Below are 14,331 nucleotides of genomic sequence, written 5' to 3' on the forward strand. Positions count from 1 at the left end.
ACAATGTCGAAAAAAGTTGGGATGTTTGTTTGGAATCATTTTACCAATGATGCAAGGGTATTACGAGAGTGTACGGCATTGTCAGAGGCTGGGTTTGATGTAGATTTAATTTGTATTCATGACCCAAAGGACGCAAACCTTCCGTGGTTTGAGCAAAGAAATGACCGTTTTAAAGTATATCGATTAAGAAGATATCCAGTTTTACTTGAACTGATGCAAAAGTTTTACCGCTTCTCCTTACAGAATAAGTTGTTTGGAGCTTTTTGTTTGCTTATTTGGGGAGTACTTGCTTTTTTAGCTCCGATTGCTGTAATCCCTTTAACCATTTTGGCATTCTTATTGCTTAAAACAAAGGTTAGAGTGTTATGGGTAAGAGGCAGCCTGACATTGCGGATGATCTTGAAAGGGTATAGCGGAAATTATGATATATATCATTCCAATGATTTAAATACCCTTCCTCAAGGATGGATCAGTGCTAAGTGGCGATTGAAACCAAAGAAATTGATATATGATTCACATGAAGTCCAAACAAGTCGAACTGGATATTCAAGTCCGATTCATGGGAAAATGGAAGCTTTTCTTATAAAGAAAATCGACGAAATGATTGTTGAAAATAACACTAGAGCAAAATATAACGAGGACTTATATGGATTTTATCCACATGTTGTTCATAACTACCCATTCAAACAGAGAAAAAATCATCATGTAGAAAAGATTGATTTACATGAGGTTTTAGACATACCGAGAAACGAGAAAATCCTCTTGTACCAAGGTGGAATTCAAACCGGACGAGGGTTGGATAAGTTAATTGAGGCAGCGCCACTTTTTAATGAAGGTGTGTTGGTCCTTGTTGGCGATGGGAAAATAAAGAAGGAACTTCAAGCGAAGGTTAGGGAAATGAAGCTTGAAGAAAAAGTAAAGTTTCATCCGAAAGTTCCTGTCGGAGACCTACCTAAATATACAAGAAATGGTTATATAGGATTCCAAGTTCTTAATAATGTGTGTTTTAACCATTATTCTGCTTCATCTAACAAATTGTTTGAATACATGATGGCAGGTGTGCCTGTTGTAGCTTGCAGCTTCCCGGAGATTGAGAGAGTAGTAAAAGGCGATAAAACAGGAGTCAATGTCGATTCTCATGATCCTGTATCTATTGCTGACGGGGTCAATTGGCTGTTGAAAAATCCAGAGAAACATAGTGAAATGAAGAAAAACTCGATTAATGCTAGCAATAAATATAACTGGGAAAAAGAGAAAAATATTTTCTTGAAAATATATAATCGTTATGCCTCCTAGTTCCGAGATTGTTAGATTTGTTTATTATAATGAAATAATCATATGGGGGAAAAAATAGTGATTATGAGTCTAGAAGCAATTAATTTAAAAGATGGAGCCAAAATAAGTGTTCTAAATGATTATATTGGCTCCATCATTAAAAATTCAAAGGGTTATTATGAAGAGGAAGTATTAACAAATTTTATCGATTATATTCCACATCATGGAGTGATCTATGATATCGGTGCAAATATCGGAAACCATACCTTGTTTTTTTCAAAGTATGTGAAGCCAAGTAAGATTGTATCTTTTGAACCATCTAAAACTCTATTTAATGCTTTAAGTGAAAACGTCCGAATAAACAAGCTGAATAATGTCCAGATGATCAACTCGGCTGTTGGTGAAAAGTCCGAAAAAGGTATTTTAAAATTTAATACAACCAATTCTGGTGCTTCAAATATGGAAATTAATGCAGATGGTGATGTGGAAATTGTAAAAATAGATGATTTGGAGTTAGAAAGTCCAGACTTTATCAAAATGGATGTTGAAGGGTTTGAACTACAAGCACTGAAAGGTATGGAAATAGTACTATCAGAAGAAGCTCCTGTCATTTGGGTTGAAATCCAGCCGGAAAATTTTTATGATGTGGATCAATATCTAAGTGGCCTTGGATACATCCTAATTGACCGTTGGTTAGATAATTATATCTATATTAAACAAAAAACAACTGAATCTTTAAAGCGTGTTTTTGAACAAATTAAAAATAAGCCTCTTCAGAGGTATAATAATAAAATTAGCGAACTTAATTTGAGTTATAGATATGTTACAGAACAGATTAAAGTTTTACAATCCAAACTTAAGAGCATGGAAACAGATTATTTAAACGAGAAAAATAAAAATAACGAATTGGTAAGTGAAATAAACGGTCTAAAACAAACCATTCCTTTCTTAAAAGAACAAGCTGAAAGGAATAATGAATCTGAACAAACAGAACGTGACTTGCTGCTAACGAATTTTGAAATGAAAATGACAGAATTAACAACTGAAAAGACGTTCTTATTAAGTCTAATAGAGGATTTAAAACAAAGAGTAAGTAAAAGTGAAGAATTTACACAGAAATACTACCGGGCTTATGCTGATGTAGAAATTTTGAAAGCAAAAAATGAGTCCATCCAAAATGAACTTATTGTTCAGAAAGACAACGAAAAAATAATTGTTGTGTTAAAGAATAAGGTACTTGAACTACAATCGGAGTTTGAGAAAAAGCTGACTGAATTAGAAACAGAATTAAAGAATAAAGAAGCTGAAATTAAAGAGTTAATGGAAAAGCATGACACTGTAAAGGTAAATCTTGAACAAGTAAGTGTTGGGCTTAAAGAGCAGCTTTTAGCAGAAACTAAAGTTGTAACCGAACAGGCAAAGACAATTACTCTTTTGAAAGAAAGAATGAGAGAGTTAGAGAGTATTGCATTATATAAAGATTCTCAAATTAGTGATTTAAGTAGAGATTTCAAGGGTTTAGAAGAAATCTTAAATAGCAAGAACAGTGAAATTGAAACATATCATTCTGAAATACAACAGAATAACAATGCAATCAAGCAGTTGAAAAACGAAAAGGAGCAATTGTTAACTGAAAACAGCACTTTAAAGAATGAACTAAATAATAAAGTCACTGAAATCAGCACTTTAAAGAATGAAGTAAATAATAAAGTCACTGAAAACGAAATGTATCAATCAGAATTACAGCAGAATAATAAAACAATTAAATTGTTGAAAAGTGAAAAAGAACAATTGTTAACTGAATACAGCACTTTAAAGAATGAACTAAATAATAAAGTCACTGAAAACGAAAAGTATCAATTAGAATTGCAGCAGAATAATAAAACAATTAAATCGTTGGAAAGTGAAAAAGAACAATTGATTTCAGAAAACATCGATTTGAAGGTTGAATTAGAAAAAGAAATCATTGATAAGATCCGTTTAATTGAAAAAGAAGAATTATTTGCTTTAAACATTGAAAACCAGCTTGCTGTGGAAAAGCAGGGTGAAATAGAAAAGGTTCTATTGAACAATAAGATAAATAAATTGGAGAAACAATTAGCCGATATTAATAAAAAATATAATTCATTAAGTAATTCAAAACTCGGAAAAATCACTTCTAAATATTGGAAACTAAGAAAACGAATGTTAAGAGGTAATTAAATGGAAAATTTAGTCACAAACAAGTTAAAAAAATTAGGACAAGATAAACTGCAATACAAAAAGCAACTAAAAGCTCTAAATCCAAATTTTGAATTATCAAATATAGATGAAATATTAAAGGTTGAATTGTCGAAGTTGGGGTTCGGCAGTAACGATAAGATTAAGACTAAAAATAAAGACAATGGAATTGATATTCAATCTGCCTTAACAAACACAGAGCATCAATATATATATATTGGCAATTTGGACGAACTAAAAGTCTTTAAAGAATTCTTTGATAGGAAAAGCAATAAACGTTTAGATTTATCTTTTACGGGTTATTGTGATAAAACATTAGAAATAGAGTTTCATATCATTTTTATCTTGAAGGACGGCAAACGATCTAATATTAAAATTGTTCCTGGGAAAAATGTTGGCTTTACCGTTCCAACCAAGGAAACAGTGGATTCTATCAAAATTGCAATTCGTGTAAAGGGAAGTGGATATGCCTATCTGCACAATCCATACCTTTATAGTCAGGACCTAACAATATCTGCTAACAATCGCTCTTCCCAAAATAGAGTTCCTAAAAAAATAAAAGATATGAAGGTTATCTTTATTGGTGATGAATTTACTACACGAAGTTTTGAACCGGAATTTAATTTAGTAAAAGTAACTCCGGAGAATTGGGAAGAAGAAGTAACCGCCGCTGAACCAGATATGTTCTTCTGTGAATCAGCTTGGTTAGGTAATAATGGTGCTTGGCAAAACAAAGTTGGTACAGGTGGTCCAAGGGACAATACTACATTATTGAAATTAGTTGAATGGTGTAAAGCTAATAATATCCCAACAGCATTTTGGAATAAAGAGGACCCTTTCCATTACAATGCATTTGTAGAAACAGCTAAACATTTCGATTACGTCTATACAACAGATTCTAACTCAGTGGAGAAATACACCGCTGATGGCTGTAAAAATGTATTTAGTTTTCCATTTGCTGCTCAACCGGCTTACCATAATCCTATTGAAAAATATAAGAGGATTAATAAAGTGGTATTTGCAGGTGCTTATTATGGAGATAAGTTCCCTGAAAGAAAGCAAGCCATGGATAGTATGATTGAAATTTCAGGTAAGTACGGGATGGAAATATACGATAGAAACTACAATATTCCTGAATCACCAAACCAGTTTCCAGAAGGATTTAAGAAACATATCGTTGGAACACTTAAAGGTGATGAGATTGAGAAAGCTTATAAAGGCTATAAAATCTCTCTGAATGTGAATAGTATTGTTGACTCTCCAACGATGTTCTCAAGAAGGGTGTTTGAAATTATCGCTTCAAACACACCAGTCGTTAGCTCTGCGTCTTTAGGAATTGAGAATTTATTTGGAGATATAATAATCGCATCCAATAATTTCAATGAATTACAGGAAAGAATCCAAAAATATTTTGAAGACGAGTATTACTTTAAAACAAATAGATTATTAGGTTTAAGAAAGGTTCTTGAAGAACATACCTATACACATCGAGTAAAGATGATGCTGGACCAAATGGGTATAGAATATATTGATGAGGACCAATCTGTTACAGTAGTTGGAGTTGTAAGATCTAAGGAAGACTATGAAGAGTTAATGAAACAATATAATCGTCAAGCTTGGAAAAGTAAAAAGCTAGTTATTTTGTTGGATATCTTTGAAGGATATTTAGATATATTTAATGCTAATAATAATAAAGAAGTAAAAACATATTTAATAGATTATCTTCATAATTACAATTCTTTAAATGATGTAATTGATACAGAGTATTTTGCTGTATTTGAGAAAAGGAACTACTATGGTGACTACTATTTAACAGATATGATGCTGGCGACTTTATATGTGCAGGATGCCATTATTGTGAAAGGCTCTGGAGAAGAATATACCTTTACAACGACGGGACAGATCGCTAAATCATTGATAAGAAAAAAATCAACTGGTATTATAAATCCGGTTGGATTACTAAATATCATCGAAAATAAAGGAACGAATGTACTTGATGATTGGTTTAAATATGGAGCAAGATTCTTTAATATCGATGATTTTAATTTCATTAATAACTACCGCGGGAAAAAAAACATTGCTAAAAAAATTAAGCAGCTTACAGTTTAGGGTGTGAGAATATGAAAAAGATTGCTTTCATTGGACATGACTTAAAATTTATTAAACATATAATAGAATTTTTGAATAAAGAGTATGGATATGAAGTCCGAACAGATGAATGGTCACATCATGAAACTCATGATGAAAATAAGAGTCTTGAAATCGTAGACTGGGCAGATGTTTTATTTTGTGAGTGGGGATTAGGCAACGTAATCTGGTACCAGAAGCACAAAAAGGATCATCAAAAACTTTTTGTGCGACTCCACCGCTTTGAAATGAATACAAAATATCCCAAAATGTTTGATTATGATAAGATAGATAAATTAATAGCGATCTCTCCTTATATATTTGAGGAATTTTATAGAGTCGCAAAAGTACCAAGGGAAAAAATGACCGTAATTTATAATGCAGTAGACACGGTGAGATTTAATAAGCCTAAGGTAAATGAAGATACAAAGTTTAATTTAGGAATTATTGGAATTGTACCAAAATTAAAGAGATTAGATCGTGCAATTGAAATATTTGAGACTCTTTATGAGAAGGACAATCGGTATAAATTATATATAAAAGGTAAACATCCAAAAGAATATGGATGGGTGTGGAATAACGAAGGTGAACGTGCGCATTATGATGCAGTCTTTAATAAAATAGAAAACTCCCCATTTAAGAAAAATGTGATCTTTGAAGGCTGGGGAGATGTTTCTGAATGGCTAAGTAAGATTGGCTATGTTCTTTCAGTTAGTGATTACGAAAGCTTTCATATGGCTCCTATCGAAGGTATGGCATCTGGTGCTTACCCTGTTGTACTGCGTAGAGAGGGAGTTAATACAATCTTCCCGAAGTCATATATCTTTGAGGGAATTTCTGAAATGCAAAACTTTATTACAAATAACCAAGATTTTAAAGAAAGCAGCCAAAAATTATTAAAATCCTTTGTTAAAGAAAACTATGGACTAGAAACGATCTGCAGCAATTTAAAGGATTTATTTGAAAGCAAAGAAAAAGTGGAGGTCTAATAATGGTTAAATTAAACCTTCTAGGAAGCTGTGTGACTAGAGATGCCTTTTCTAATCAAAATGATTTTACAATCAAAAATTATTTTGCTAGGACTTCCTTTATAAGTATCGTTTCTGAACCGGTTAAGGTTGAGATGGAAGATATTAATTTAAGTTCAAACTTTCAAAAAAAGAGTGTCCATCAGGATGCTAACAAATCGATTCTAACTGGATTATTGGATGAACCTAGTGATTACCTAATCATAGACTTAATAGATGAACGGTTTAATTTAGCTAAAATAGGTAATTCAATTATCACCATGTCAAATGAACTTAAAGGATCGAATCTACTAGAAAAGTTCCCAAATATAGAAATTAATAGATTTGATAATGGAGTATTTGACTTATGGAAGAAATCAGTAGATGAGTTTTTCAATGCTGTGTTTAAAGTATATGGACACAACCAGGTTATTTTACACAAAACATTTTGGCGGGAAAAATATCTAGATAAAGCTGGCGAAGTGCAAGAATTCTCGTCGGTGATGGCAAATGGAATTAGAAAGCAAAATAATCTTTTAAATTCATATTATGAATATATGGAAACATTCATTTCAAAGATGAACGTTATTGATATGACTGATTCCAATATATATTCGAATGAAAATCATATTTGGGGACTTTCACCTTATCATTTTGAAGATAAATACTATGAATTATTTAATAATAAATTAAACGAACTTGTTGGGGCACCTGCCTTTGATTATGATAGTACACCAATTGGAAATATAATGGGCTTTTTAAAGAGCAAAACATCTATTAAAATAGATAAAGAAATATTACATTTAACTATTGGTGAAAATGAATATTTAGATAGATTAAAATTTGCATACTATGTGAAAAAGAATAATACAGTCATCCAAAAAGGTTGGTATGACCGTGCGCCTATGTTTGAGTTTTCATTAGAAAATTCAGGCTCTGGGGAATACGAGATCGTAATATTTGTTAGAGATATGAACGATAACCAAATTAATTATTCGGTAATAGCTAATACATTACAAAATTCGGGGGTATAAAAATGAAAATATGTACAATTGGTTTAGGGTATATTGGTTTACCAACATCTATCATGTTTGCAAAACACAATGTTGAAGTTGTAGGTGTTGACGTTAAGCAAGAAGTAATAGATTCATTGAATAGCGGGAAGATTCACATCGAAGAGCCTGGATTACAAGAGGCTTTAGAAGAAGTAATCGAAAAAGGAACTTTTAAAGCTGCTATGCAACCTGAAAAAGCAAATGCGTTTATTATTTCTGTGCCAACTCCAAATCATAATGATGAATACAAATCTTGTGATTTAACATATGTTGTTAGCGCGGTTAAAGCTGTATTACCTTACGTTGAAAAAGGAAATGTTATTATTGTAGAATCTACAATCGGACCACGCAGCATGGATGATGTTGTGATGCCACTAGTAGAAGCAGCAGGATTCGTAGTTGGCGAGGACATCTTCCTTGTTCACTGCCCGGAACGCGTATTACCAGGTCAAATTCTTCATGAACTTATCTATAACAACCGTATTGTCGGCGGCATTACACCAGCATGTACAGAAGCTGGAGCAATGGTTTACAGCACGTTTGTTAAAGGTGAAATCATCAAAACAAACGCAAAAACAGCTGAAATGTCTAAGTTAATGGAAAATACATTTAGAGATGTTAACATTGCATTAGCTAATGAACTTGCAAAAGTATGTAACGAACTAGAAATAAATGCTTTAGATGTTATCAGTATGGCGAACAAGCACCCGCGTGTAAACTTGCATACTCCAGGACCAGGTGTAGGTGGTCACTGTTTAGCAGTGGATCCATACTTTATAGTAGCAAAAGCTCCTGAGACAGCTCAGTTAATCAACCTATCACGTAGTATTAACACTTCTATGCCACATTATGTAGTAGAGAACGTGAATAAATTAATGAAAAATGTAGATGGTAAAGTGGTAACAGTATTTGGGTTAACGTATAAAGGCAATGTGGATGATATTCGTGAAAGTCCAGCGATGGAAATTTACGAAATGCTTAAAGATGAAAATCAGTTTGAAGTAAGAGCATTTGATCCACATGTTCAATTAGACTGGGTAATCAGCGACATGGAAGAAGCAGTAAATGGATCTGATTTAATTTTAGTATTATCTGATCATAACGAGTTTAAAGTGATTGAGGGAACTGAATTAGCGAAAATGAACAATAAGAGAATTTTCGATACGAAAAATGTTGTTAAGACAGTTCCAGGAGATGTAGAATATATGAACTATGGAAATTTATATGAATTTCTTAAAAAGGAAGCAAGCCTTGTATGAACTTGGTTTGGCAAATCTTGAAGGAACAATTAGTAAATTTTAATCTGATTTTCAGATTAAGTTTATTTCAAGAAAGAAGTAGATACAATATGCACTACTTAGGTGCATTTTGGCAAATCCTTAATCCATTTATGTTAATAGGTATCTATTGGTTTGTTTTTGGATTTGGAATAAGAGGGGGATCTTCTATAGGAGAGACCCCGTTTTTCCTTTGGTTAATAGTTGGTCTTGTTCCCTGGCTATTTATTAGTCCTACTGTAACTCAAGGGGCAAACAGTGTTCATTCCAAGATATCATTAGTATCGAAAATGAAATTCCCTGTAAGTGTATTACCGACAATTAAGATAGTAGAAAACTCTTTTTCATTCTTAGTAATGATGGTAATAACAATGATCATTTTACTCGTAAATGGCTTCTTTTCTGGTTTATATCTATTACAATTACCGTATTACTTGTTTTGTTTATATTTTTTACTTTATGGATTAACGTTGCTGCTATCGACTCTTACAACGATTATTAGGGACATACAACAAATGGTTCAATCAATTATGAGAATCATGATGTATGTCTTGCCTATTCTGTGGAATGTTGATGCTTTACCCACCGCTATTGTTAATATCCTTCAACTAAATCCTTTCTTCTATATTATTGATGGATTTAGATACTCGTTACTGGGTGGGAAATGGTTTTTTAATGACCCTGCATATACTTTGTATTTTTGGTTTATAAGTATTTTGATTTTATTTATTGGGTCAATGGTTCATTTAAAATTTCGTCATAAATTTGTTGACTACATTTAATTGGAGGCTTTAAAAATGAGGCCGAAAATAGTTTTTACTAACGTGTCAAAGAGCTTTAATTTATATAAAAAACAATCAGATAAATTACTTGAGATAGTCTCTTTCAAAGAAAATAAAGACAACTTTTATGCCCTTAAAAATCTCTCATTTAAGATATTTGAAGGTGAAGCGATAGGGATTGTTGGTCTGAACGGATCCGGAAAATCAACCCTTTCAAATTTGCTTGCACAGGTAATTCCCCCAACCTCTGGATCACTAGACATTAACGGGGAAACCTCATTAATTGCTATTTCAGCTGGATTAAATAATCAATTGACCGGTTTAGAAAATATAGAGCTTAAATGTTTAATGCATGGGCTAAAAAAGGCAGAAATAGAAAACTTGAAATCGGAAATCATTAATTTTGCTGATATCGGCAAGTTTATTAACCAACCAGTAAAGAATTATTCAAGTGGAATGAAATCACGTTTGGGATTCGCTATTTCTGTTCATACTAACCCGGATATTCTAATTGTTGATGAGGCTCTTTCAGTTGGGGACCAAACTTTTTATGAGAAATGTCTTCATAAAATAAATGATTTTAAGAGTCAAGGGAAAACAATCATTTTTATTAGCCACTCGATATCACAAATCAAGGCATTTTGCAATCGGGTAATGTGGGTCCATTATGGAAGAATTGAAAAGTTCGATGAAACAGAAATGGTATTAAGCGAATATACAGCTTTCATTAAATGGTTTAATTCACTAAGTGAAGAAGAGAAAAGGCATTATAAAAAGGAAATGATAGAAAGCCAATATAAAGATGAAAGTAATCAAAATGAATTAAATCTGTTCAGAAGACAAGCATATCGAAAGAAGAAAAATTCGGTTAAGAAAAAGAGAAGTTCCTTTTTCGTATTGCAATGTATTTTACTATTCTTAGCGGTTATTGTTAGTGCGTCTTTTATGTTTGGAGCCAATCCTGTAAAGGGTATTTCAAAATATATAAGCAAAAATGTCTCTAAAGAAACTGCACCACCAGAGCCTAAAACGGAAAATGAGGTTATTCAACAGGTTACCCATCAGGAAGATTTGGCAGAGGAAATAAATAAGGATGGTATTGTTTCTGAAGGTCAAATTGTCCTTTATCGCGAAAAAGACTTAGTGAATCCTGATGGAGAAATTAAATTCTCTGAAGAAATAGATGTAATTGAAAAAATTGGGGATACGTATAAGATTAGGACCGGTAATAATCAATTGTATTATACCAAGGTTGAAGATATTAAAATAATCGAGAATGAATTAGCAGTTGCTCAAAGGAATTTAACAGAATTCCTCCCTCTATTTCCTGAACGTTTTGCAAATGCCCATGCTTACTTCCTCACATTCCTCGGTGCGGAATATGAGGAAGTAACGGCTACTTTAATGGGGGCGAATGAAGACAACTTAGAAAACGGGGAGAAAACATTGAGCTATTCCATTTATAATGCTCAATTTCTGGTGAACAGTGAGAATATAACCGAATCAATCACGATTAATAATATAGATATTGAAAGTGAACAATGGAATGAATTAAAGGATGCAGCATCCTTGAAATCAAATCATAATCAGTATTATTTCTTTATTTTGGATCAATATAAAATAAAGGTGGATTTGGTTAACAAACAAGCAACTATTTCAGCAGTGAACTAGTGCAAACATTGTAAAAAAGAGGGTTGAAAATGGACAAAAAGATAAAGGTAATGACTGTGTTCGGGACAAGACCTGAAGCTATAAAAATGGCACCACTCGTAAAAGAGTTGGAAAAAAATGGAGATAAAATCAAATCAATTGTTACAGTAACAGCACAGCATCGTCAAATGCTTGATCAAGTATTATCTATTTTTGAGATTACCCCAGACTATGACTTACTTGAACATCATGAAGGACCGTCAGACCTTAACCGATGTTACCATACGAGCTCTAGAAGGATTAAATCAAGTCATGCAAGAAGCAAAGCCTGATATTGTTCTGGTGCATGGAGATACTACAACCACGTTCGTTGCAAGTTTGGCTGCTTTCTACAATTCCGTTCCGATAGGACATGTGGAGGCTGGTTTACGGACATGGAATAAGTTCTCACCATACCCAGAGGAAATGAATCGGCAGTTAACTGGTGTAATGGCTGATTTACATTTTGCTCCGACCAGCGTTTCAAAGCAGAATTTATTACAGGAAAATAAACATGAGCAATTTATTTTTGTTACAGGGAATACAGCGATAGACGCATTGAAAACAACTGTTAAACCAAACTATTCTCATCCTGTTTTAGATAAGTTGGGGAAAAATCGATTGGTATTGATGACGGCACATAGAAGAGAAAATCTAGGCGAACCAATGGAAAATATGTTTCGAGCTATTAGAAGACTCGTTGAACAACATGATGATGTCCAGGTGGTTTATCCAGTACATATGAATCCAGTGGTAAGGCAGATTGCTGACAAAATCCTTGGGAACAATGAACGAATTCATTTAATAGAACCTTTAGATGTGATTGATTTCCATAACTTTGCTTCAAAAGCCTATTTGATTCTTACCGATTCTGGTGGTGTACAAGAGGAAGCACCTTCATTAGGAGTTCCTGTTTTAGTACTAAGAGATACAACGGAACGTCCAGAAGGCGTAAAGGCCGGGACACTGAAGCTTGCGGGTACAGAAGAAGAGGTAATATTTAATCTTGCTGATGAACTTCTGAGTAATAAGGAAGCCCATGATAAAATGGCAAGATCTTCAAATCCATATGGTGATGGTAATGCGTCTAAGAGAATTGTTGAGGCAATCTTATATTATAAAAATATAATTGAAACCAAGCCTAGAGATCTTGGGGAGGTATAACATAAAAAGTCTGTTGGATTTATCTAGCAGACTTTTTTATATTGAAAGTTCAGCAAGGTGATAATTATTTCAAATTTAGCAGCCTGAACGGTAAATTTATGTTGATTGGCAGCATTTCATTTTAAAAGAATTCATGATATGGTATATTTTTACATGAGGTGATATTATGCAACGAAGAAACTTCTTAGTAACCTTTATCCTTTGGATATTGTCATTCTTTATAGGATATAAAGTGGGAAAAGCAGATGATAATGAATCGACCTTGAGTGATGATAATAAAGAAGGATTGGCAAAAATAGATAAACGCTTTGCAACAAAGCTGGATATTGCAGCTGTCCTAACCATTTATGTATCACCAGCTGGAGATGATAATAACGATGGGTTATCTCAATCTGCTCCATTTCGAACCTTACAGAGAGCATTTGATTTAATCAAGAATACATATTCGGTGATTGATGGGAAAATTAATGTAGATTTAGCACCAGGAACATACGAACAATCTGCTTCTATTTCCAATGTAATGAGTAAAAATAGAATTGAAATCATAGGAAAAAAAGGTGCAAACGGAATACCTACGGTTATATTTGAAGGTGGTAAAAAAGAAGATTTATCATGTGCTATGTTATTTTCGGATTATATGAATGTAATGGTTCAAGATATAAAAATACAAAACTATGCGAACAATGTAACACGAAGCGGGATCATCACTCAAAATTACACAAATCTTTGGACAAAAAATGTGCATGCTGAAAATTGTGGTTTTGCAGGGATCAATGTGAATTTATTTTCCCGGTTGTATGTTGAGGGCGGCACGGTTGATAACTGTCGTATAGGAATCAGGGTTTATTCTAATAGTATCTGTACCATAGGCTATAATAATCAAACACAATCCCTTTCTGACCCTAATCATACGATTATTAAAAATTGTACTGAAACAGGAATCCTTCTCTATAATATGTCTACGGGACATGTAGATTACTCAGAATTAGACAGGAATAGAGTAGGTATAATCATTCAAAATTCATCACGGTTACATGTAATGAAAAATTTGATTAAAAATTCAGAGGTTCTTGGAGTACAAGTAACAACGTCTTCAACCTGGTATAATAATGAAAATATCTATAAGAATAATGCTCAAGACTATAAACATTTTGCCTTTAGCACTGAGGAAGCTCAAAGTGAAGAATACACACCGTTACTAAAGGTACATCCAACTTGCTTTATAGATAAAGTAACGCACACAGGTAATTTAGGAGAAGTTAATTTCAATACTATTAACGAAAAACTTGTTCATAGTCTTCAAGCTAATTCATTCGTTAAAAAGGGTCAAAAGTTAAAAGTAATCATCAACGGTACATTTCTCGGACCTGGAGTCAAAACAGTCAGAATCCGGTTAGGTAATGAATTAATTGCTTCCTTTCCGTCTATAAAAGATTCTAAAAGTAATTTTGCATTAGAATGTGATCTTTTTGTTGTGAATTCTATTAATTTGAAAGTCGTGGGAAAATGGACAGAAGGTAATGTGGCTTTTAATACCCTATTCTCAGATCGAAAAACTGCATCTCTTGCTACAAACCAAAACTTGATTGCTACAGGAGAATTGTCTGATAAAAAAGGGTATATAATTATTGAATCTTTTGAAGTACGAGAGATAGCATGATGACCCATTGGCATTAAAAATAAAATACACGATAATTTATGATTGTTATCGTAATATAACAAAAAGGGAGAATGT

General features: G+C 33.0%; 9 protein-coding genes and 1 pseudogene. All 10 read left to right on the forward strand.

The genetic code is table 11. The features are described 5' to 3' along the window. Positions 1-3 precede the first annotated feature (3 nt). Positions 4-1,296 carry a glycosyltransferase gene (locus QFZ31_RS22200; RefSeq protein WP_307306979.1) on the forward strand — a complete coding sequence of 431 codons (1,293 nt, stop codon included), beginning with the start codon at positions 4-6 and terminating at the stop codon, positions 1,294-1,296. 63 nt (positions 1,297-1,359) lie between these two features. Further along, complete coding sequence (locus tag QFZ31_RS22205) at positions 1,360-3,477, forward strand: FkbM family methyltransferase (RefSeq protein WP_307311731.1); 2,118 nt, start codon at positions 1,360-1,362, stop codon at positions 3,475-3,477. Further along, the gene (locus QFZ31_RS22210; protein WP_307306981.1) at positions 3,478-5,604 is read left to right on the forward strand and encodes a glycosyltransferase; all 2,127 of its coding nucleotides are present in this window, start codon (positions 3,478-3,480) and stop codon (positions 5,602-5,604) included. 11 nt (positions 5,605-5,615) lie between these two features. Further along, positions 5,616-6,611, forward strand: a complete 996-nt coding sequence (locus tag QFZ31_RS22215; protein WP_307306983.1) for a glycosyltransferase family 4 protein — start codon at positions 5,616-5,618, stop codon at positions 6,609-6,611. Between the two features lie 2 nt (positions 6,612-6,613). Beyond that, positions 6,614-7,663 carry a DUF6270 domain-containing protein gene (locus QFZ31_RS22220; protein WP_307306984.1) on the forward strand — a complete coding sequence of 350 codons (1,050 nt, stop codon included), beginning with the start codon at positions 6,614-6,616 and terminating at the stop codon, positions 7,661-7,663. Between the two features lie 2 nt (positions 7,664-7,665). Further along, positions 7,666-8,943, forward strand: a complete 1,278-nt coding sequence (locus QFZ31_RS22225; protein ID WP_307306987.1) for a nucleotide sugar dehydrogenase — start codon at positions 7,666-7,668, stop codon at positions 8,941-8,943. Next, complete coding sequence (locus tag QFZ31_RS22230; RefSeq protein WP_307306990.1) at positions 8,940-9,743, forward strand: ABC transporter permease; 804 nt, start codon at positions 8,940-8,942, stop codon at positions 9,741-9,743. Before QFZ31_RS22225 ends, QFZ31_RS22230 begins: the two co-directional genes overlap by 4 nt. A 15-nt stretch (positions 9,744-9,758) precedes the next feature. Next, positions 9,759-11,414, forward strand: a complete 1,656-nt coding sequence (locus QFZ31_RS22235) for an ATP-binding cassette domain-containing protein (protein WP_307306998.1) — start codon at positions 9,759-9,761, stop codon at positions 11,412-11,414. Positions 11,415-11,443: 29 nt separating this feature from the next. After that, a pseudogene (wecB, locus tag QFZ31_RS22240) lies at positions 11,444-12,596 on the forward strand (non-hydrolyzing UDP-N-acetylglucosamine 2-epimerase). Positions 12,597-12,762: 166 nt separating this feature from the next. Further along, positions 12,763-14,256, forward strand: coding sequence for a hypothetical protein (locus tag QFZ31_RS22245; protein WP_307307000.1), 1,494 nt, complete (start codon positions 12,763-12,765; stop codon positions 14,254-14,256). Positions 14,257-14,331 lie beyond the last annotated feature (75 nt).

Source organism: Neobacillus niacini, assembly GCF_030817595.1.
Lineage (GTDB): Bacteria > Bacillota > Bacilli > Bacillales > Cytobacillaceae > Neobacillus > Neobacillus niacini_G.